Source organism: Pseudomonas sp. W2-17, assembly GCF_041060445.1.
Taxonomy (GTDB): Bacteria; Pseudomonadota; Gammaproteobacteria; order Pseudomonadales; family Pseudomonadaceae; genus Aquipseudomonas.
This window is the reverse complement of the sequence record NZ_JAUFNS010000022.1, coordinates 1-21,384: the sequence shown is the minus strand read 5'-3', so window position 1 is coordinate 21,384 and position 21,384 is coordinate 1. Positions and strand designations below refer to the sequence as shown.

Annotated in this window: 16 protein-coding genes and 1 pseudogene; 5 read left to right on the top strand and 12 right to left on the bottom strand. The window is 61.3% G+C overall.

Going from position 1 to position 21,384, the window contains the following annotated elements:
* Window positions 1–146 precede the first annotated feature (146 nt).
* The 12 genes and pseudogenes from gcvT to gap form a co-directional block, all read right to left on the bottom strand.
* Window positions 147–1,268, bottom strand: a complete 1,122-nt coding sequence (gene gcvT / locus QWI20_RS22365) for a glycine cleavage system aminomethyltransferase GcvT (RefSeq protein WP_369307276.1) — start codon at window positions 1,266–1,268, stop codon at window positions 147–149.
* 68 nt (window positions 1,269–1,336) lie between these two features.
* Window positions 1,337–2,713, bottom strand: a complete 1,377-nt coding sequence (locus tag QWI20_RS22360; protein ID WP_369307275.1) for an L-serine ammonia-lyase — start codon at window positions 2,711–2,713, stop codon at window positions 1,337–1,339.
* Between the two features lie 106 nt (window positions 2,714–2,819).
* Window positions 2,820–5,678 (bottom strand): aminomethyl-transferring glycine dehydrogenase, encoded by a 2,859-nt coding sequence (gene gcvP / locus QWI20_RS22355; RefSeq protein WP_369307274.1) that lies wholly within the window; start codon window positions 5,676–5,678, stop codon window positions 2,820–2,822.
* A 10-nt stretch (window positions 5,679–5,688) separates the two neighbouring features.
* Complete coding sequence (gcvH, locus tag QWI20_RS22350; protein ID WP_369307273.1) at window positions 5,689–6,072, bottom strand: glycine cleavage system protein GcvH; 384 nt, start codon at window positions 6,070–6,072, stop codon at window positions 5,689–5,691.
* A 457-nt stretch (window positions 6,073–6,529) separates the two neighbouring features.
* Complete coding sequence (locus QWI20_RS22345) at window positions 6,530–8,038, bottom strand: sigma-54-dependent transcriptional regulator (RefSeq protein ID WP_369307272.1); 1,509 nt, start codon at window positions 8,036–8,038, stop codon at window positions 6,530–6,532.
* Window positions 8,039–8,130: 92 nt separating this feature from the next.
* Window positions 8,131–8,481 carry a DUF5064 family protein gene (locus QWI20_RS22340; RefSeq protein WP_369307271.1) on the bottom strand — a complete coding sequence of 117 codons (351 nt, stop codon included), beginning with the start codon at window positions 8,479–8,481 and terminating at the stop codon, window positions 8,131–8,133.
* Between the two features lie 184 nt (window positions 8,482–8,665).
* Window positions 8,666–9,118, bottom strand: a complete 453-nt coding sequence (locus tag QWI20_RS22335) for a YbaN family protein (RefSeq protein WP_369307270.1) — start codon at window positions 9,116–9,118, stop codon at window positions 8,666–8,668.
* 93 nt (window positions 9,119–9,211) lie between these two features.
* Window positions 9,212–9,811 carry a biliverdin-producing heme oxygenase gene (locus QWI20_RS22330; RefSeq protein WP_369307269.1) on the bottom strand — a complete coding sequence of 200 codons (600 nt, stop codon included), beginning with the start codon at window positions 9,809–9,811 and terminating at the stop codon, window positions 9,212–9,214.
* 89 nt (window positions 9,812–9,900) lie between these two features.
* Window positions 9,901–12,117, bottom strand: a pseudogene (locus QWI20_RS22325) (TonB-dependent hemoglobin/transferrin/lactoferrin family receptor); the annotation flags it as partial.
* 321 nt (window positions 12,118–12,438) lie between these two features.
* A complete protein-coding gene (locus tag QWI20_RS22320; protein WP_369307268.1) occupies window positions 12,439–12,624 on the bottom strand; it encodes a FecR/PupR family sigma factor regulator in 186 nt (61 codons plus the stop codon).
* Window positions 12,625–12,764: 140 nt separating this feature from the next.
* On the bottom strand, window positions 12,765–13,280 hold the full coding sequence (locus QWI20_RS22315; RefSeq protein ID WP_369307267.1) for an RNA polymerase sigma factor: 516 nt from the start codon (window positions 13,278–13,280) through the stop codon (window positions 12,765–12,767).
* Between the two features lie 219 nt (window positions 13,281–13,499).
* Window positions 13,500–14,501 (bottom strand): type I glyceraldehyde-3-phosphate dehydrogenase, encoded by a 1,002-nt coding sequence (gene gap, locus QWI20_RS22310; protein ID WP_369307266.1) that lies wholly within the window; start codon window positions 14,499–14,501, stop codon window positions 13,500–13,502.
* Between the two features lie 234 nt (window positions 14,502–14,735).
* Here gap and edd point away from each other — a divergent pair, with 234 nt between their 5' ends.
* The 5 genes from edd to QWI20_RS22285 all read left to right on the top strand — a co-directional run bounded on the left by edd (window position 14,736) and on the right by QWI20_RS22285 (window position 21,265).
* Window positions 14,736–16,562 carry a phosphogluconate dehydratase gene (edd, locus tag QWI20_RS22305; RefSeq protein WP_369307265.1) on the top strand — a complete coding sequence of 609 codons (1,827 nt, stop codon included), beginning with the start codon at window positions 14,736–14,738 and terminating at the stop codon, window positions 16,560–16,562.
* The gene (locus tag QWI20_RS22300) at window positions 16,559–17,521 is read left to right on the top strand and encodes a glucokinase (protein WP_369307264.1); all 963 of its coding nucleotides are present in this window, start codon (window positions 16,559–16,561) and stop codon (window positions 17,519–17,521) included. The genes edd and QWI20_RS22300 overlap by 4 nt, the downstream gene beginning before the upstream one ends.
* Window positions 17,522–17,635: 114 nt before the next feature.
* A complete protein-coding gene (locus QWI20_RS22295; RefSeq protein ID WP_122535887.1) occupies window positions 17,636–18,373 on the top strand; it encodes a response regulator in 738 nt (245 codons plus the stop codon).
* Between the two features lie 6 nt (window positions 18,374–18,379).
* Window positions 18,380–19,840 (top strand): ATP-binding protein, encoded by a 1,461-nt coding sequence (locus tag QWI20_RS22290; protein ID WP_369307263.1) that lies wholly within the window; start codon window positions 18,380–18,382, stop codon window positions 19,838–19,840.
* 138 nt (window positions 19,841–19,978) lie between these two features.
* Entirely contained in the window at window positions 19,979–21,265 is a 1,287-nt protein-coding gene (locus QWI20_RS22285) for an ABC transporter substrate-binding protein (RefSeq protein ID WP_369307262.1), read from the top strand.
* Window positions 21,266–21,384: the final 119 nt, after the last annotated feature.

The window sequence follows — 21,384 nt, the reverse complement described above, 5'->3', positions numbered from 1 at the left end:
TTCGCAAGATCGATAGTTTTTAATGTTTAGAGGGGTATCTAAGTTCAATATTTTGACAGTTTAACGGTTGTAAACATTGGCGCCCGACTGCGACACACGCACAGTGTTATGCACTGTTGCGGTGCCGCATTTTTTGACGATGTTACTTAGCCGCGGAAGTAACGTGGCGGAACGAAAGGCGTTTTCGTCACTTGCATCGGGACTTTCTTGCCGCGGACGATTGCCCACACCTGTGCTTCCAGCGCGGTAAAACTGGCGTCGACATAGCCCATCGCCAATGGAGCGCCCAGCGTCGGGCCAAAACCGCCGCTGCAGACAGTCCCGATGGGCTTTCCATCGGCATCGACGATTTCAGCGCCTTCTCGCACGGGTGTGCGTTCCTGTGGCAGCAGGCCGACACGTTTGCGCGCCGCACCGCTTTGGTGCTGGGTGAAGATCTTGTCGGCACCGGGGAAGCCGCCTGCACGGGCGCCATCGGCACGACGAACCTTGGAAATCGCCCACAGCAGGCTGGCTTCGATCGGCGTGGTGTCGGTGTCCATGTCGTGGCCGTAGAGGCACAGGCCGGCTTCCAGTCGCAGCGAGTCGCGTGCGCCCAAGCCGATCGGCGCCACTTCGGGCTCCGCGAGCAGTCGACGTGACAGAGCTTCTGCCTGATCTGCCGGCACTGAAATTTCGTAGCCGTCTTCACCGGTGTAGCCCGAGCGGCTGACGTAGCAGTCGATGCCGTCGATCTTGGTCGAGGTGTACTGCATGAAAGTCATTTTCGCGACTTCCGGTGCCAGTCGCGCCAGTGCGGTGACCGCCTGCGGACCTTGCAGCGCGAGCAATGCACGTTCGTTGAACAGCGGCGTGATCTCGCACTGATTGCCGATGTATTGCTGCAGGTGCGCCAAGTCTTGGTTCTTGCAGGCGGCGTTGACCACCAGCATGAGCTGATCGTTACCCAGATTGGCAACCATCAGGTCGTCGAGAATGCCGCCGTTCTCGTTGGTGAACATCGCGTAGCGCTGCATGCCGACCGGCAGGTCGATGATGTCTACGGGCACCAGGGTTTCCAGTGCGTTCGCTGCGTTCGCGCCGCTCAACAGGATCTGACCCATGTGCGAAACGTCGAACAGGCCGGCCTGATCGCGGGTGTGCAGGTGTTCTTTCATGACGCCAGCGGGGTACTGAACGGGCATGTCGTAGCCGGCGAACTCGACCATCTTCGCGCCGAGTTCACGGTGCAGGGCGTTGAGCGGGGTCTTCAGCAATTCGGTGGTCATGGGTCACTCCTTGAAAGCGGTTCCGGGTTACCCGCGCAGGGCAGGGACCCTATGAATTCGGGCTGATGTCAGCACTCGATGATGTTCACGGCCAGCCCGCCACGGGCTGTTTCCTTGTATTTGCTTTTCATGTCGGCGCCAGTCTGGCGCATGGTGCGGATCACTTTATCCAGCGAGACAAAGTGCTGGCCGTCGCCGCGCAAGGCCATGCGCACCGCGTTGATGGCCTTCACCGAACCCATGGCGTTGCGTTCGATGCACGGCACTTGAACAAGGCCGCCGATGGGGTCGCAGGTCAGGCCGAGGTTGTGTTCCATGCCGATTTCAGCGGCGTTTTCCACCTGTTGAACGTTGCCGCCCAGGACTTCGCACAGGGCGCCGGCCGCCATGGAGCAGGCCACGCCGACTTCGCCCTGACAGCCGACTTCGGCGCCGGAGATCGACGCGTTCTCTTTGTAAAGAATGCCGATCGCCGCCGCCGTGAGCAGGAAACGCACGACGCCGTCCTCGTTCGCTCCGGTGATGAAGCGCATGTAGTAATGCAGCACCGCCGGAATGATGCCGGCCGCGCCGTTGGTGGGCGCGGTGACCACACGGCCGCCGTTGGCGTTTTCTTCGTTGACCGCCAGCGCGTACAGGTTGACCCAGTCGAGCACCGACAATGCATCACGCAGCGCGGCTTCCGGGTTTTTGCACAGCTGGCGATGCAGCGCCGCCGCACGCCGTTTGACCTTCAGGCCACCCGGCAAAATGCCTTCGTTGCGGCAACCCGCTTCGACGCAGTCCTGCATGACCTGCCAGATGTGCAACAGGCCCTGACGGGTTTCGGCTTCGGGGCGCCACGCGGCTTCATTCGCCAGCATGATCTGGCTGATGGAAAGACCGCTGGCAGTGCAATGCACCATCAGATCCCGTGCGGTTTTGAAGGGATACACCAGCGGCGTCTGGTCTTCCACGATGCGATCCGCGCCAGCGGCGTCCTCATCCACCACGAAGCCGCCGCCGACGGAGTAGTACTCGCGGCTGCGGACCTGTATGCCGGAGGCATCGAAGGCGCGGAAAGTCATGCCGTTGGGGTGGTAGGCCAAGGGCTTGCGAATCATCGCCAGGTGATGCTTTTCGATGAATTCGATGCTGTGCTGGCCGAGCAGGTTCAGGCGCTCGCTGCTGCGGATCTGCTGCAGGCGCGCCGCAACGGTTTCGGTGTCAACGGTGTCCGGGTGCTCACCTTCAAGGCCCAATAACACGGCCTTGTCGCTGCCGTGGCCTTTGCCGGTGGCACCGAGTGAGCCGTAAAGCTCGACTTTGACGCAGATGATGGTTTCCAGCAGGCCATCGCGCTGCAAGCCTTCGGCAAAACGCGCCGCCGCTCGCATCGGGCCCACCGTATGAGAGCTGGAGGGGCCAATGCCGATCTTGAACAGGTCAAATACGCTCAGCGACATGATGGGATTCCGGGAGGTGAAGCAGTAGCAAGCAGCAAGCTACAAGCCGCAAGCAAAAGCGGGTCGGCTCTCACTTGTAGCTTGCAGCGTGAAGCTCGTGGCTGTTTTAAGCGTAGTCTTCGATCGACGGGCAGGCGCAGACCAGGTTGCGGTCGCCGAACACGTTGTCGACGCGACCGACCGGCGGCCAGTATTTGCCTTCGATCAACGACGCCACCGGGTACACGGCCTGCTCGCGGCTGTACGGATGGCTCCATTCGCCCACCAGTTCAGCGGCGGTGTGCGGCGCGTTTTTCAGCGGGTTGTCGTCCTTGTCCAGTACGCCGCTTTCGACCGCGCGGATTTCTTCGCGGATCTTGATCATCGCGTCGCAGAAGCGGTCCAGCTCCTCTTTCGATTCGCTTTCGGTCGGCTCGATCATCAACGTACCCGCGACCGGGAAGGACATGGTCGGTGCGTGGAAGCCGAAGTCGATCAGGCGCTTGGCAACGTCATCAACGCTGATGCCGCTGGTTTCCTTCAGCGGCCGCAGGTCGAGAATGCATTCGTGGGCGACCAGGCCGTTGCTGCCGGTGTAGAGCACGGGGTAGTGCTCTTCCAGACGACGGGAAATGTAGTTTGCGTTGAGGATCGCCAGTTGCGAGGCGCGCTTGAGGCCTTCGCCGCCCATCATGCGGATGTACATCCAGGTGATCGGCAAGATACTCGCGCTGCCAAACGGCGCCGCGCAGACCGCGCCTTCCTTGCGTTCCATCTTCGCGTGACCCGGCATGAACGCCGCCAGGTGCGATTTCACGCCGATCGGGCCAACGCCCGGCCCGCCACCGCCGTGGGGGATGCAGAAGGTTTTGTGCAAATTGAGGTGAGACACGTCGCCGCCGAACTTGCCCGGTGCGCAGAGGCCGACCATGGCGTTCATGTTGGCGCCGTCGATGTACACCTGGCCGCCGTTGTCATGAACGATGCCGCAGATTTCGCGGATGCCTTCTTCGAACACGCCGTGGGTCGACGGGTAGGTGATCATCAGCGCGGCGAGGTGTTCGCGGTGCTCGATAGCCTTGGCGCGCAGGTCTTCGATGTCGACGTTGCCGCGGGCATCGCAGGCGGTCACGACCACGCGCATCCCGGCCATGTTGGCGGTTGCAGGGTTGGTGCCGTGGGCCGAGGACGGAATCAGGCAGATGTCGCGACGCTCATCGCCACGGCTCTGGTGGTAAGCGCGGATCGCCAGCAGACCGGCGTACTCGCCCTGGGAGCCAGCGTTCGGCTGCAGGGAGATCGCGTCATAACCGGTAGCGGCGCAGAGCATCGCTTCCAGTTCATCGGTCAGTTGCTGATACCCGGCGCTTTGCTCGGCCGGGGCGAAAGGGTGCAGGTTGCCGAATTCGGCCCATGTCACCGGGATCATTTCGCTGGCGGCGTTGAGCTTCATGGTGCACGAGCCCAGCGGGATCATCGTGCGATCCAGCGCCAGGTCCTTGTCCGCCAGGCGACGCAGGTAGCGCATCAACTCGGTTTCGGAATGGTAGCGATTGAACACCGGATGGCTGAGGATTGCCGACTGGCGCTTCAGCTCGGCAGGGAGGCGCGCTTGGACGCTATCTGCCAGCGCGGCGAAGTCAGGCAGGGCCTGACCTTCTGCAGCGAACAGCGACCACAGCACTTCGACGTCGGCTTGCTTGGTGGTTTCGTCCAGCGAAACGCCCAGACGCTCGGCGTCTACTTCACGCAGGTTGATTTCGTGGGCGCGTGCCTTGGCGTGCAGGTCGGCCGTTTTCGCGCCGGTGTTCAGGGTGATGCTGTCGAAAAAGAACGACTGCTCGGCCTTCAAACCCAGCTGATTCAAGCCCTCGGCGAAAATCGCGGTCAGGTGATGCACGCGGTTGGCGATGCGGGTCAGGCCGCGCGGGCCGTGGTAAACGGCGTACATGCTGGCGATGTTGGCGAGCAGCACCTGCGCGGTGCAGATATTGCTGGTGGCCTTCTCGCGACGAATGTGTTGCTCGCGGGTTTGCATGGCCAGACGCAGGGCGGTCTTGCCGAAGCGGTCAATGGACACACCGACCAGCCGGCCTGGCATGTCGCGCTTGTAGGCGTCGCGGGTAGAGAAATAGGCCGCGTGCGGGCCGCCGAAACCCAGCGGCACGCCGAAGCGCTGCGCACTGCCGATGGCCACGTCAGCGCCAAATTCGCCGGGCGGGGTGAGCAAGGTCAGGGCCAACAGGTCTGCCGCCACGGCGACCAAGGCATTGGCCGCATGGAAGCGCTCGACCAGCTCGCGGTAGTCGAACACGTCGCCATTGCTGGCGGGATATTGCAGCAGCGCGCCGAAGAACTCGCTGACGTCGGTCAGTTGAGCTTCGTCCGCGACGACCACTTCAATGCCCAGCGGCTCGGCGCGGGTTTGCAGCACGTCGAGGGTCTGGGGATGGCAATGGGCGGAGGCGAAGAACTTGTTGCTGCTCTTGTTCTTGCTCAGGCGTTTGCAGAAGGTCATGGCTTCGGCGGCGGCGGTGGCTTCGTCGAGCAGCGAGGCGTTGGCGATCGGCAGGCCGGTCAGGTCGCTGATCAGGGTCTGGAAGTTCAGCAACGACTCCAGACGGCCTTGGGAAATCTCCGGCTGATACGGCGTGTAAGCGGTGTACCACGCCGGGTTTTCCAGCAGGTTGCGCAGGATCGGCGCTGGCGTGTGGGTGTTGTAGTAACCCTGGCCGATGTACGTTTTGAACAGCTGATTCTTGCCGGCGATGGCTTTGATGTCGGCCAGCGCGTCGGCTTCGCTTTGCCCGGCGGACAAGCCGAGAACGCTGGTGCCCTTGATGGACTCAGGGATGACGCTGGCGGTCAACGCGTCGAGGGAGTCATAGCCCAGCGTGGTCAGCATGGCTTTTTCATCAGCGGCACGCGGGCCGATGTGGCGGGCGATGAACTCGTTGGCGGTGCTCAGTTCAATACGGTCAGTCATTGCGCGCTCCTCAGGCTTCGGCGTTGGCTTTGATCAGACGATCATAGGCGTCTTGGGTCAGCAGTTGGCCGACAGCATCGGGATTGGAAGGAATAAAGCGAAAGAACCAGCCCTGGCCGAGCGGGTCTTCGTTGACCAGCTCCGGGTTGGCGTCCAGCGCGGGGTTGGCTTCGACGACTTCGCCATCAAGGGGCATGTACACGCCGCTGGCGGCTTTGACCGATTCGACGGTGGCCGCTTCTGCGCCTTTAACGTAGGCCTGCAGCTCCGGCAGTTGCACGAAAACCACGTCACCCAGTGTGTCCTGCGCAAAGGCGGTGATGCCGACTGTAACGCTGCCGTCAGCTTCGGCGCGCAGCCACTCGTGGTCTTCGGTAAAACGCAACTCGCTCATGAAATCTCCCCAGATGGTAAATCGCCCGTTATGCCCGGGCGTGATGGGGTGAGTGCATAGCAAGTTTGCGGCCAAGGTGGGGAAGGGGGCGTAAACGTTGGGCTCTGCGCGCTAGCTGTGGTTCTTGAGTGATCGTGGCTGGAACGAAATCGATACGCGGTTTTAGCACTTCGGGCTGACCGGAGCTTTGCCATGCCGAAGAGCGCTGGAATGAGGCGAGCGGAACGATTTCAGTACGGTGTTTCGATATCGTTCCGGGCGCCGTGGGGTGAGTGGGGTGTCTCGGACTTGTGGGAGCGACCGGGGTGGCGCTCCACCTTGCTCGCGAAGGGGCAGGTACAGTCGCCGAATATGCAGCGGCAGGGATAATGTCTTCGCGAGCAAGCTCGCTCCCACCCGACCGGGGATTGATCCGAGATGGCGGCGCTTGAGCGACCGTGAATCTCCGTCGAGCTTTTCAGCTTTTTCCGGGAATGCCGTATTTGCGCAGCCGATGGGCGATCGCCGTGTGGGATGTCTGTAGCCGCGCGGCCAGTTGCCGGGTGGATGGGTATTGGCTGTAGAGCTTTTCCAGCAGGGACTTTTCAAAATCCTCGACCGCCGCTTCAAGGCTTTCGATTTCGCCATCACTGCCCCTCGCCACTGACGTGCCGGCGATGTCGAGGTCGCCGATGTCGACCAGCGAACTGTCGCAGATGGCCGCCGCGCGGAAAATCACGTTCTGCAACTGACGCACGTTGCCCGGCCAGCGATTGCCAAGGAGGGCAGGGTAGGTGGTCGGGGCGAGACGGCAGACCGGTCGCTGAATCTGCGTGCAGGCCTGCTCCATGAAATAGCGCGCCAGCATCAGGATGTCCTGACCTCGTTCACGCAAAGGCGGCACGTCAAGATTGAGCACGTTGAGGCGATAAAAGAGGTCTTCGCGAAAGGTGCCCTCGGCGACCATTTTTTCCAGGTCGCGGTGGGTAGCGCTCAAGATGCGCACGTTGACCTGCACTTCCTTGTCGCCGCCGACCCGCCGAAAACTGCCGTCATTCAGGAAGCGCAGCAATTTGGCTTGCAAGTACGGCGACATCTCGCCGATCTCGTCGAGGAACACGGTGCCTTTGTTGGCCAGTTCCATCAGCCCGGGTTTGCCGCCCCGCTGCGCACCGGTAAAGGCGCCGGGGGCGTAGCCGAACAGTTCACTTTCGGCGAGGTTCTCCGGCAGCGCCGCGCAGTTCAGCGCGAGAAAAGGCGCTCCATGGCGCGCGCTCACGGCATGGCACGCCCGCGCCACCAGTTCCTTGCCCGTCCCGGTTTCGCCCTGAATCAGCAGCGGCGCATCCAGTGCCGCGACCCGCTGTGCGCGGGCTTTGAGTGTGCGGATCGGCGCGGAATCGCCCAGCAGCGCGTCGAAGCCTTCGGCGTGATCATGGTGCAGTGCCGACAGGCGTTCGCCGATTCGGCTCGGTTGGTAAAGGGTCAGCAATGCGCCCGCGTCGGTGATGGGTGTGGCATCGAGCAGCAAGGCCTCGCCGTTGAGCGTGACTTCGCGCAGTGGCAGACGAAAGCCGTTTTCCAGCAGCGCCGATTGCAGGCCATCATCGGAGAACAGTTCGCCAATCGATTCCCCCGCCGGTTCCCGGCCATACAACGCAACCAGCGCCGGGTTTGCCAGCAGCACATGGCCGGCGCCGTCGAGGGCAAGCACCGGGTCGGTCATCGCTGCCAGAAGGGCATCCAACTGCAAATGTCGGCGTTGGCCGGGAAGGATGTCGACAACTGTGATCGCTTCCACGCCTCGCACGCGAAACAGCCGGTCCTTGAGTTCTTCAAGCACGTCATGGCTCAGCGTCGGCGCGTCGATATAGACGTTGGGCGGCACCATTTCCACGGCATCGAGGTTCAGGTTGCGCGCGCCGAGGATGGCCAGCACTTCCTGAGTGATGCCGACGCGGTCAATGAACGTGACGTGAATGCGCATGGGGAGAGAAAGGACCCGCGGAAGTGAGGGAGGCGATTATGCCAGTAATCTCATTGCCCATCGCGGTCCCGAGACGGTGCCAGCGTGCTGGTCTATTCCAGGTGCTCCGGCTTCACCGGATCACCGGATTTCATGTCGAGCTTATGGCGGATGTCTTCGAACATCCGGTCGTACTCGCCGTGCATCGCGTGCAGGTCAGTGGTTCTCGGCAGGCCATGCTTTTCGAGTCTGCGCGAGGCATCACTGGCGAAGTTGTAGGCCTTGTCCTTCGGCAGCTCGAATGTTTCGCTGACCGCCTGGCCATTGATGTCGCCTTCCAGGCTGAACTGCATGCCCGGCCCCGAATCGGTCTGGCTGACTTCGTAACGAATGTGAAGGTCGTAGCCGACATCGTGTGGTTGCAGAGCGGGGTGGACGATGTGCAGATGACCTGGCTCGAACATGGCGATGGCTCCTGGGAAAGGTGATGGACCTAAGAGGACAGACCGCTGCGGGCTGCCTCGGGTTCAGGTTCATATGCAGCGCGCTGTTGGTGGGACGGGTTTAGCCGGGAAAGCGTCAGGCGCAGCAGCGCTTGACCAGCAGCGTTCAAACCGGCCTCTTCCCGGCTGAAGCCGGTCCTACATTTCAGTGTCCGGGAGTGTCGTGACGATTGGGCGACGGCGACGGCGACAGCGGCTGTGCGGGCGAAAGGCGCGGAGGCTCGGGCCGTGACCAGATCCACAGATTGACCAGCACCATTCCGGTGACCGCGAAGTAGATCCACCAATTGTGTTTCAGCAGCACCAGCATCATGACCGCGCAGATCAACATGGTGACCGTGGCGCTGATCTTGGCCCTGCGCGCAATCATCTTGCCGTTTCGCCAGTTGCTCAGCATCGGTCCGAACAGCCGATGGTTTTCCAGCCAGGCGCTCAAGCGCGGCGAGCTTCGCGTCGCCGCCCATGCCGCCAGCAGAATGAATTCGGTGGTGGGCAGGCCCGGAATGAAAATCGCGATGATGCCGATGGTCAGGCTCACGTAGGCGAGGATGCCAAACAGGATGCGGGACAATTTGCTGCCGGGTGGAGTACGGGTCATGGTCTCGGTAATGCAGAGTGAGCAGGTGTTGCGGGATTTTCAGGTCCCGCAAAGGCGATCAGCTTATCAGTGCCGGGCGCAAAAGGCCCGGCATCAGGCGGGTTCCGCTTCAGACGCTGCAGCGTAGGCGTGTTGCAGCAGCACGTTGAAACGTTCGAAGGCCGCCACTGCGCCACGGTCTATCTCGCGCTCCTGCTCGGCGTTGAACGGCAGATCGTCAATGATCCGGATGAATCGTTTCCAGCCATCGGCGCGACCGCCTGACGGCTCACCCAGATGGCGGGCGCCGAACGTGCCGCTGAGGTTCAAGGCCACGGCGCGTTTGATCAGAAAGGCGGCGCCCAGCTTCGAACCCTCCGACACGAACAGCCAGCCCAGCGCCCCGGCAAGGCTGGGGCCATCGACCGCGCCGGCGACCGGGGCAGGGATGTCAGCCTGAAGATCAAGCAGATCGGCTTTTGCCTGTTCGGCGCGGCATCGATCCGGCAGGTCGGCAATCAGCTCGATCAACTGCGGGTGCGTGTACAGCGTTTTCAGCTCTTCCTGGAACAGGTATTGGGCGCTGAGGAATCGGCGGTAGCTGGCCAGTGTCTCGAACGGCGCGTTGGCTTTCACCGCCTTGTCCAGTTGTTCATGGGGGGCATGGGTGATCTGGTTCAGTCGTTGCGAGCGACGAATGGCGTTGTCGGTCATAGGGTCTTCCTTGTAAATGAGGCGCTTGTTAACAAGACGAACGAGCGTTGCAGGCCCGTAAAAAAACACGCGCCTGCAACGGGGATCGGTCAGATGTCCCACACCACGTTGACGGCGAAATTGCGTCCTGGCTGGGTCAGGCGGTCGAGGTTGGCGGGAGCAGTGGCGCCTGCTTCGCCGACACTGTCGTAGCCGCGCACGTCGTCCCACAGCCAGTATTTTTTGTCCGCGAGGTTGTACAGGCCACCGCTGACGGTGACGTCGTTGGTGACTTTGTAATAGCCCGTCAGATCGACGAGGCCAAAGCCCGGCGTCTTGAACCGGGTGGCACCGTCGGGGGCGTAGTAGTTGCTGGTGTCGACCCGCGTCTTGCGCTTGACCAGCGTCCAGTTCAGCAAACCGCCGTAGCTGTTCTGGTCATAACCCAGCCCGACTACGCCGGTGAGCGGGTTGATGCTGTTGATGGGCTGGCCGGTGTCGTTGTTTCGGCCGTACAGATAGGCCAGCGAGCCTCGGGTGTAGAGGCCTTCGGGTGCGCCGAAGCTGTCCAGGTTCAAACGACCCTTGAGCTCAATGCCCTTGATCGTGGCGTGCTTGATGTTGTTGGACTGGAAGGTCGTGGTGGTGGAGGTGGCTGGAATCACTGCGTCCTCATTAATGAAGTCGCGATACGTGTTGTAGAACACCGCCAGATCAAACGTGCCCTCGTCGAAGTGACCGCGCAGCCCGGTTTCGTAGCTCTTGCTGGTCTCCGGTTTCAGGTCGGGATTGGGCTCGACGACGTAATTGCCCCGGGTGTTTTCGAAGCGGCCATACAAGGCCTTGGCGCTCGGCGTGCGGAAACCCTCGCCGTACTGGCCGAACCAGGTGTAGGCGTCGTTGAACGCATACGTCAGGCCCAGCTTGGGTAACAGGCGATGCCATTTTTTCGTGCTGTCGTCGAACTCGCTCTTGCTTTTCAGGTTCACGCTTTTGAGGAATGAATCTGTGGCGTCTGGTTCGAGCGTGGTGTAGTCGTAGCGGGCGCCGGGCATGAAGGTCCAGTCGCCCCATTTGATCTGATCCTGGGCGAACAGCGCGTAGGAGGTGATCGTCGGGTTCGGGAAGTCGTTGGTGGGTGCCACGATGTCGTTCGCGCTGGCACTGACTGCGCCGAGGGTGCGGCAGGTTCCGACGACCGACGCACAGGTGGCTGATCCTGTCCGAAGCCCTGTCACCTTCTGTTGCTTGAGGGTCGTGCCGTACGTCAGCAAGTGCTGGGTGTCGCCAATGTCGAACGCTTTATCCAACTGGGCGTCGAGGATCCACTGGCGTTCTTTATAGTGGGTGTCGCGGGTGCGCCAGATGTCGCGATCGGGACGAAACGTGCGATCAGGAACGAGGAGACGCTCAAGGGTATTTTGATCGGTCTTGGCAATCTGGTAATTCAAGCTCCACTTGGCGTTGTCAGCTAATACGCTGTCCAGCGCGAAACTGTTTTCCAGGCCAAACCGCTCGCGGGTAATGACATCGTTGCCCTCCCTGCTGGTGTACATGCCCATGCCCCTTCCATTACTGAAAGGCCCACCCACCACACTCTTCTGATTCGTATGGGTATCGTCCTTGTACTTCTCGTAAGTGAACGCCAGACGATCATTGTCGCCATAGTTCCAGCCCAGCTTGGCCAGCACATTGGTGGCGCGGGCGTCCTCCGGATTGGCCGCCGTACGGGACAGCCCGGTCCCGCCATGCTCACCGTAGGACTCGGTCTCGTGGCCGTTGCGCTGGCTGACGTGCAGCAAACCGTCGACATCCCCCGCGCGGCCGGCAACCGTAGATGAATTCAGCCAGCTGTTGTCCGCCGAGCTGTAGCCGGTTTTCAGGCGGGCGCCCACATCCTTGCCCGGCTTGATGATGTCCTCGGGGTCGAGGCTGTAATAGCTCACCGCGCCGCCGATGGCGCTGCTCCCATACAACGCCGACGCAGGCCCGCGCAGGATCTCGACGCGCTTGATGATCTCCGGATCCACGTAATTGCGGTGAGTGTTGGCGAAGGGGCCCTGGAAGAAGTTGTCCGGCACTTCGACGCCGTCCACTTGCGTCAGGATCCGGTCGCCATCGATGCCACGAATGTTGTAGCCGCTGGTGCCCGCACGCTGGCCGGCCCCGCCCACGGAAACGCCAGGCTCGTCGCGTACCAGGTCGCGAATGCTGTTGACGTTGCGACGATCCAGGGACGCTCGGTCCTGCACGGTCACCGTGCCGGGTACCGAACCCACCGACTGCGCCTGACGCGTGGCGCTGACCGTGATCTGCTCCAGTTCCAGCGCGCGGGCTTGCTCGGCGGCAGCGACGGCGGGGCTATGCACCGCTGCAGCCAAAACGGCGATGGTCAGCAGCGAAAGCCCGAGGTGGTGAGTGGTGTTCGGCGAGGTGGGTGAGGCGGGGTTGAAGCTGGACAGCATGGATAGCGCTCCCTGTCGTGCGGGTCGTCATAGTTGTTGCGAGATGATTCAAATAGGAATCAGTTGCATTGGCTATGACTAGACGTACGGGTCGCGGCTATCGCGTAAAAATAATTTCGGTGAGTGTCAGATCATCAGGTTCGACGCAATGGCGCCCGGGTTTCGCGAGCACATTTTCCGGCGCTAGGTTTTTTTCCGCACAGCCAGCACCTCTGCTGCGTCGAATACCGTTTGCGAGTGCCAGACTGCTTCTGCGCTGGCGAACGCTTCGCGGTGGGCGGGATCGGCTTCGAGCCACTCGAGAAAGCGCGCATGGGTTGCGGCATCTGCGATTTCCAGCTCGATCAGCCAGGTCAGGGCCTGGTCCATCGTCTCGGCAGCGCGCGCTGCGCCGGTTGGAGCGCGGCGGGGTGATTGGGAGTCCGTCAAGGAGCGTTCTCGGGTCCACGGTTTAGGCGGCAGTGTAGCGTCACTCTGGAGCGCCAGCTGACGATTCTGACGGGTGAAGCTCAGTGATCCAGACGCGCGGCCACACTCATGCAAAGGGTCATGACCAGCTTGAGTTCTTTTTGCACGGTGCTGGTGGACACCCCCAACTGTTCGGCGATCTCCAGATAACTCGCGCCATGGAGCCGGCTGAGGGTGAAGATTTTCTGCTGCCGGGGCGACAGGGTTTCCAGGCTCGCGCTCAGGCTTTCCAGCAAACGGTTGGCGTGGGCGGCGTCCTCCAGCGCGGAGTGAGGGGCGACGACATTATGAATATCGCTGATGGGCGCATCGTCATTGATGGTGCGCGCGTGAACGCGGCGGGCGCGCAGATGATCCAGGGCCAGATTGCGCGCGGTCTGGAAGACGAAGGGTTCGAGGTGTTCGATGGCTCGCTCGGTGAGCGCGCGGGTGACACGCAGGTAGGTTTCCTGGAGCAGGTCTTCGGCGGTGGTGTGATTGCGGACCATGCGCTGAAGCGTGCGCAACAGCATGGTTCGCCGGGCGAGGAAGACGGTATTGAAGTGCGACTGAGTCACGGGGACACCCGACGGGAATTCAGTAGATGATAATGCTTATCATCTGGACGTCAGGTCAAGGCAGGGATTTGCACAGATTGTAAGGGCCGTTCACCGGGACGGCAGTCATTACCGGGGAGGGAGTTGATCGCGAAGGGCCTGGTAAATCCGCTGACTGTCCAGCGGCCAGAAGTCCGTCTTCGCGAGCAAGCTCGCTCCTGCACAGAATGATCTCGTTACTTACTCGGCGTTCATCAACGCCAGGCAGTTATCCAGCATGCGGTTGGAGAAGCCCCATTCGTTGTCGTACCACGCCAGCACCTTCAGCAGGCGACCGCTGACTTTGGTGTGGTTCGCATCGAAGATCGACGACAGCGGGTTGTGATTGAAGTCGTGGGACACCAGCGGCAGGGTGTTGTAGCCGAGGATTTTCGAATGCTGGGCCGCTTCTTTCATGATCGCGTTGACTTCTTCGGCCGTCGCGTCGCGCTTGAGCTGAATGGTCAGGTCGACCAGCGACACGTTGATCACCGGCACACGCACGGCCATCCCGGTCAGCTTGCCCGCCAGTTCCGGCAGCACCAGACCGACCGCTTCGGCAGCGCCGGTCTTGCTCGGGATCATCGACTGGGTAGCCGAACGCGCGCGGTACGGGTCGGTGTGGTAGACGTCGATCAGGTTCTGGTCGTTGGTGTAGGCGTGGATGGTGGTCATCAGACCGCTCTCGATGCCCAGTTCACGGTTCAGCACCTGAGCGACCGGCGCCAGGCAGTTGGTGGTGCAGGATGCGTTGGAGATGACCTGATGGGATTGGCGCAGCACATCATGGTTAACGCCGTAGACGATCGTCGCATCGGCGCCTTTGGCCGGTGCAGAAATAATCACTTTCTTGGCGCCGGCGGTGATGTGGGCAGCAGCCTTGGTGCGATCGGTGAACAGGCCGGTGCATTCGAACACCACGTCGATGTCCAGGGATTTCCAAGGCAGCTCGGCCGGGTTGCGAATCGCGCTGACCGCAATTCGGTCACCATTGACGGTCAGGCTTTCCTGATCGTGTTCAACAGTGCCGTCGAATTGCCCGTGCACGGTGTCGAATTTCAGGAGGTGGGCGTTGATCTCGCTGTCGCCCAGGTCATTGATGGCGACGACTTGCAGGTCCTGGCGGTAGCCTTGGGTATAGAGTGCGCGTAGGACGTTGCGGCCGATTCGGCCAAAGCCATTGATTGCGATGCGGAGAGTCATACACCCGTCCTCAAGAATTTGTTGTTGGAATTACAAGATTATTCTCATAAAAATAGAAAACAACCCCTTTTAGTGGCAGTATTTTGTTTTATCTACAAATAGAAACCCGTCTGGCCGTCACAACTGGCTGAAAATCAAGTGCTTGCCGCCGCTCTCGTCTGAGCCACGGATTTGATCGCAGCCTGGTGAAAGCGCCTGAACGAGTGACCACATCGCTAGCCTGGAGTCCATGACATGCATCCCCGCGTCCTTGAGGTAACCGAACGGCTGATTGCTCGCAGCCGTGAAACCCGTCAACGCTACCTGCAATTGATCCGGGGTGCGGCGAGCGACGGGCCGATGCGCGGCAAGTTGCAATGTGCCAACTTCGCCCACGGCGTCGCGGCATGTGGTCCCGAAGACAAGAACAGCCTGCGCATGATGAATGCGGCCAACATTGCCATCGTCTCTTCCTACAACGACATGCTCTCGGCGCATCAGCCGTACGAACACTTCCCCGAACAGATCAAAAAAGCGCTGCGCGAAATTGGCTCGGTGGGGCAGTTTGCCGGTGGCGTTCCGGCCATGTGTGACGGTGTCACCCAGGGCGAGCCGGGCATGGAATTGAGTATCGCCAGCCGAGAAGTCATTGCGATGGCAACGGCGGTGGCGTTGTCCCACAACATGTTCGACGGCGCGCTGATGCTGGGCATTTGCGACAAGATCGTTCCGGGCCTGCTGATGGGCTCGCTGCGTTTCGGTCATCTGCCGACGATCTTCGTGCCGGGCGGGCCGATGGTCTCGGGCATCTCCAACAAGGAGAAAGCCGACGTGCGTCAGCGCTACGCCGAAGGCAAGGCGACCCGCGAAGAGCTGCTGGACTCGGAGATGAAGTCCTACCACGGCCCGGGCACCTGCACGTTCTACGGCACGGCGAACACTAATCAGTTGCTCATGGAAGTCATGGGTCTGCATCTTCCGGGCGCCTCTTTCGTCAATCCCTACACACCGCTACGCGATGCCCTGACACGCGAGGCGGCATTTCAGGTCACGCGTCTGACCAAACAAAGCGGCGACTTCATCCCTCTCGGAGAGATTGTGGACGAACGTTCGCTGGTCAACTCGATTGTTGCCCTGCACGCGACGGGCGGTTCTACCAACCACACGCTGCACATGCCGGCGATTGCCCAGTGCGCGGGCATTCAACTGACGTGGCAGGACATGGCCGATCTGTCGGAAGTCGTGCCGACGCTGTCCCACGTCTACCCGAACGGCAAAGCCGACATCAACCACTTCCAGGCTGCCGGCGGCATGTCGTTCCTGATCCGTGAGCTGCTCGACGCGGGCCTGATGCACGAAGACGTCAACACGGTCATGGGCCGTGGTCTGCGTCGCTACACCCAGGAGCCGTTCCTGGAAGAAGGCACACTGGTGTGGCGCGACGGCCCGGTCGAAAGCCTCGACGAAAACGTCCTGCGTCCGATCGCACGTCCGTTCTCGGCCGAGGGCGGCCTGCGGGTGATGGAAGGCAACATGGGCCGTGGCGTGATGAAAGTCTCCGCCGTTGCGCTGGAGCATCAGATCGTCGAAGCCCCCGCGAAGGTATTCGAAGACCAGCAGGACCTTGCCGACGCTTTCAAGGCCGGTGAGCTGGAGTGCGATTTCGTGGCGGTGATGCGCTTCCAGGGGCCGCGGTCCAACGGCATGCCGGAGCTGCACAAGATGACGCCGTTCCTGGGCGTGCTGCAGGACCGTGGCTTCAAGGTGGCGCTCATTACTGACGGGCGCATGTCCGGCGCCTCCGGAAAAATTCCGGCGGCGATTCACGTTTGCCCGGAAGCCTCTGATGGCGGACCGCTGGCGTTGGTGCGTGATGGGGATCTCATTCGTGTCGATGGCGTGAAAGGAACGTTGCAAGTTCTGGTCGAACCGGCAGAATTGGCCGCCAGAGAACCGGCGATCGGTCGCCTGTCCCATAACGTGGGCAGCGGGCGTGAATTGTTCGGCTTCATGCGCATGGCCTTCAGCTCGGCAGAGAAGGGCGCCAGCGCCTTTACTTCGAATCTGGAGACGCTCAAGTGACATTGGCGATGGTGGGTGATATCGGCGGCACAAATGCGCGGTTTGCCATTTGGGAAGACGACCAGTTGCATTCGATTCGCGTATTCGCGACGGTCGATTACGCCAGTCCTGAAAAGGCCCTGACGGTCTATCTGCAGGACCTGGAATTGCAGCGCGGTGATGTCACTTCCATTTGCCTGGCCGTGGCCGGGCCGGTGACCGGCGACGATTTCCACTTCACCAACAGTCACTGGAAGATTAATCGGCAGACATTCTGCGCCGAGCTGAAGATCGACCACCTGATCCTGGTCAACGACTTCACCGCCATGGCCTTGGGCATGACCCGCCTGAAGGACAACGAGTACCTGACCGTGCGTCATGGCAAGGGCGATCCTCGCGGCGCGCGGGTGGTGATCGGGCCAGGCACCGGCCTTGGCGTCGGCACGTTGATCCGCTCTGGCGAAGCCCGCTGGTCAGCCGTACCCGGGGAGGGCGGTCACGTTGATCTGCCGATCGGTACGCCTCGCGAAGCCCTGCTGTGGATGCGGTTGATGGCAACCCATGAGCACGTCAGCGCCGAGACGATTTTGAGTGGCGCCGGGCTGTTGTTGCTGTATCAAGTCAGCTGCGGACTGGACGAGATCGAGCCGGAACTCAAATCCCCGGCGGCCATTACCTCGGCGGCGCTCAAAGGCGATCCGGTCGCCAGCGCGGTGCTCGAGCAGTTCTGTGTATTCCTTGGCCGCGTGGCGGGCAACAACGTACTGACTGTCGGCGGACGCGGCGGCGTGTATATTGCCGGTGGCGTAATCCCGCGGTTCGTTGATTTCTTCATGCAGAGCGGCTTCAACAAGGCGTTCGCCGAGAAGGGACTGATGAAGGATTACTTCAATGACGTGCCGGTCTGGCTGGTCACGGCCGAGTACCCCGGCCTGATGGGCGCAGGCGTGGCGCTGGATCAATATGCGGCGAGTCGCTAGCGGCAAGCTGCAAGTAAAGACCGTGCACGTCTGACTTGCAGCTTTGAGCTTGCGGCTTGAAGCTTGCAACTGCCCCACCTATAACAACAATCCATTGCTCACAAGGACGACCATGTGAACGCTGTCAGTAAATCGATTCTGGTGGTCGACGATGACCAGGAGATTTGCGAGTTGCTGCAAGCCTACCTGAGCCGTTCCGGTTTTCAGGTGCGCACGGTCGGCGATGGGGCCGAGTTTCGTCAGGCGTTCAACGAAGAGGCCAGCGACCTGCTGATCCTCGACGTCATGCTCCCCGATGAAGACGGCTTCAGCTTGTGTCGCTGGGTCAGGCAGCATCCGCGTCAGCCGCATATTCCCATCATCATGCTCACCGCCAGCTCCGACGAGGCCGATCGCGTTATCGGGCTGGAACTTGGCGCCGATGACTACATGGCCAAACCCTTCAGCCCACGCGAACTTCAGGCCCGGATCAAGGCCCTGTTGCGCCGCGCCCAGTTCGGCCAGGAGCGCAGCGGCGGTGAAGTGCTGGTGTTCGATGAGTGGCGGCTGGACATGGTCAGCCATCGGCTGTTTCACAACGACGGCGAAGAGGTGATCTTGTCCGGCGCCGATTTCGCGCTGCTCAAGCTGTTCCTCGACAACCCCCAACAGATCCTTGATCGCGACACCATCGGCAACGCCACCCGCGGCCGTGAGCTGATGCCGCTGGAGCGCATCGTCGACATGGCGGTCAGCCGCCTGCGTCAGCGTTTGCGTGACACTGGCAAGGCGCCGCGATTGATCCGCACCGTGCGAGGCAGTGGCTATCTGCTGGCGGCCAATGTGCTGCCCCAAGCCGGCAACGGTTACTGATACTCAATGGTGACCGACAGGAAACGCCGCTTGCCGGTGCCGCGTTCGCTGCTCGGACGCATGCTGCTGCTGACCTTGCTCGCCGTGTTGCTGGCGCAAACCCTGTCCAGCCTGATCTGGCTCTCGCAATTGCGCGCCACGCAGATGGAAGGCCTGGTCACCAGCGCCCGCAGTCTGGGTTTTTCCATGGCGGCGAGCGTGAGTTACTTCCGCTCGCTGCCGGTCGCGTTCCGGCCGCTGGTGCTCGATCAGCTGCGCAGCATGGGCGGCACGCGTTTCTTCGTCTCGCTCAACGATCGTCCGCTGGAAATGCAGGTGCTTGAGCCTACCGTGCGCAAAACAGCGGTCATCGATGTGGTCGGTCAGGTACTGCGGCAGAACCTGGGCGCTGATCCCGACATCCTCGTGCGCTTCGTGCGTCCCGAAGACCTGCGCATTTTCAACAGCGGCCTGAGGCTCGACGAGCTGCCACGCTCATGGGCCCATTACGCGCTGACCCTCGAACCGGTGAACCCGCCCGTGCTGGTCACGCAGATCGAGCTGTCGCCGGGGGAATGGCTGTACATCGCCTCGCTGCTGCCTGAGCCCTACACCATGCTCGAGTCGGAGGGTCTGCCCTCCCAGCAGGTCTGGTTCATCGCGCTGACCAGTATCTTTCTGCTGGTCTTCATCGGTCTGCTCGTGCATTGGCAAAGCGGTCCGCTCAAGCGTCTGGCCCATGCTGCGCGGGATCTGTCGTTGGGTGCAGACGTCGAGCCGGTGGTGGAGGGCGGCGGCAGTGAAGTGGTGGAAGTGACCCGCGCGTTCAACACCATGCGCGATCGCATCAGCCGTTACCTGACCGAACGCGGCCAGCTCTTCAGCGCGATTTCCCACGACCTGCGCACCCCGATCACTCGCTTGCGGCTGCGCGTCGAGCTGCTCGAAGACGAACAGATGCAGGCCAAATTCACCCGTGACCTGGATGAGCTGGAGTTGCTGGTCAAAGGCGCGTTGCAGTGCGTGAAGGACACCGACATTCACGAGAACATCGAGCCGGTCGACCTCAATCACGCGCTGGATTGCCTGATCGAGCCCTATCTCTCTGCCGACGGTGCGGGTCGTGTCACGTTGCACGGTAAGGCGATGTCGATGTACTACGGCAAGCCCCTGGCGCTGCGCCGGTGCATGGGCAACCTGATCGACAACGCCATCAAATACGGCGACCGTGCGCACCTGTTCGTTGAAGACGACGCCGATGCGTTCATTCTTCACGTCGAAGATGAAGGCCCGGGCGTGCCTGAACAGCGAATGGAACAGGTCTTCGAGCCGCACTTCCGGCTGGCCGGCAAACACCAGCAGGGCTATGGGCTAGGGCTCGGAATCGCCCGCAATATTGCCCACAGCCATGGCGGCGAAGTGACCTTGCAGAACATGCGCGAAGGCGGGTTGCGGGTCACACTCTATCTGCCGCGTGGTGTGGAGTAATCCGGTCCCTTTCCTCAATGTCACAGCTCTGTGACATTTGCGCATCCCTTCGTTACCGTCCGCTCTAACCCCTTGGTTAGAATCCACGCAGCGCAAGCGCCACGACTTGCTCATGCATAACAACAAGAAAGGTCAGATATGAATTCGATTTCCCGTCTCGCTGCACTTATTTCCCTCGCCTCGTTGTTGCCTCTGAGCGCCATGGCGGCTGATGCCAAAGGCACTGTCGAAGTTGTGCACTGGTGGACGTCCGGTGGCGAAAAAGCCGCTGTCGATGTGCTCCGCGCGCAAGTTGAAAAAGACGGTTTCACCTGGAAAGACGGCGCCGTTGCAGGCGGCGGCGGTGCAACTGCAATGACTGTGCTCAAGAGCCGCGCCGTTGCTGGCAACCCGCCTGGCGTTGCCCAGATCAAAGGCCCGGACATCCAGGAATGGGCCTCTACCGGCCTGCTTGATACCGACGTGCTGAAAAACGTCTCCAAAGAGGAGAAGTGGGACAGCCTGCTGGACAAGAAAGTCTCCGACACCGTGAAGTACGAAGGTGATTACGTCGCTGTTCCGGTGAACATCCACCGCGTCAACTGGCTGTGGATCAACCCGGAAGTCTTCAAGAAAGCCGGTATCGAAAAAGCCCCTACCACCCTCGAAGAATTCTACGCAGCGGGCGACAAGCTCAAAGCGGCAGGCTTCATCCCTCTGGCCCACGGAGGCCAGCCTTGGCAGGACAGCACCGTTTTTGAAGCCGTCGTTCTCTCTGTCATGGGCGCTGACGGTTACAAGAAGGCACTGGTCGACCTCGACAACGGTGCGCTGACCGGTCCTGAAATGGTCAAGTCGCTGACCGAACTGAAGAAAGTCGCCACCTACATGGATGTCGACGGCAAAGGCCAGGACTGGAACCTGGAAGCCGCCAAAGTCATCAACGGCAAGGCCGGCATGCAGATCATGGGTGACTGGGCCAAGAGTGAATGGACCGCCGCCAAGAAAGTCGCCGGCAAGGACTACGAGTGCGTAGCGTTCCCGGGCACCGACAAGGCATTCACCTACAACATCGACTCCCTGGCTGTGTTCAAGCAGAAGGACGCGGGTACTGCTGCCGGTCAGCAGGACATCGCCAAGGTCGTGCTGGGTGAAAACTTCCAGAAAGTCTTCAGCATCAACAAGGGCTCGATTCCTGTTCGCAACGACATGCTGGCTGACATGGGCAAGTACGGTTTCGACTCGTGCGCCCAGACCGCTGCCAAGGACTTCCTGGCTGACGCCAAAACCGGCGGCCTGCAACCAAGCATGGCGCACAACATGGCCACCACACTGGCCGTGCAGGGCGCGTTCTTTGACGTCGTAACCAACTTCATCAACGACCCGAAAGCCGATCCGGCCGACGCGGCGAAGAAGCTGGGCGCTGCGATCAAGTCTGCCAAGTAAGCCGTAACACCGCTTGCTCCATGTAGGAGTGTGGGTTCTAGGGCTGGGGGGAAGTGAGCCCAATAACAACCCCCAGACAACCCGCCACCCGCCGCAACAAACAACCAAACAAGGCGCCG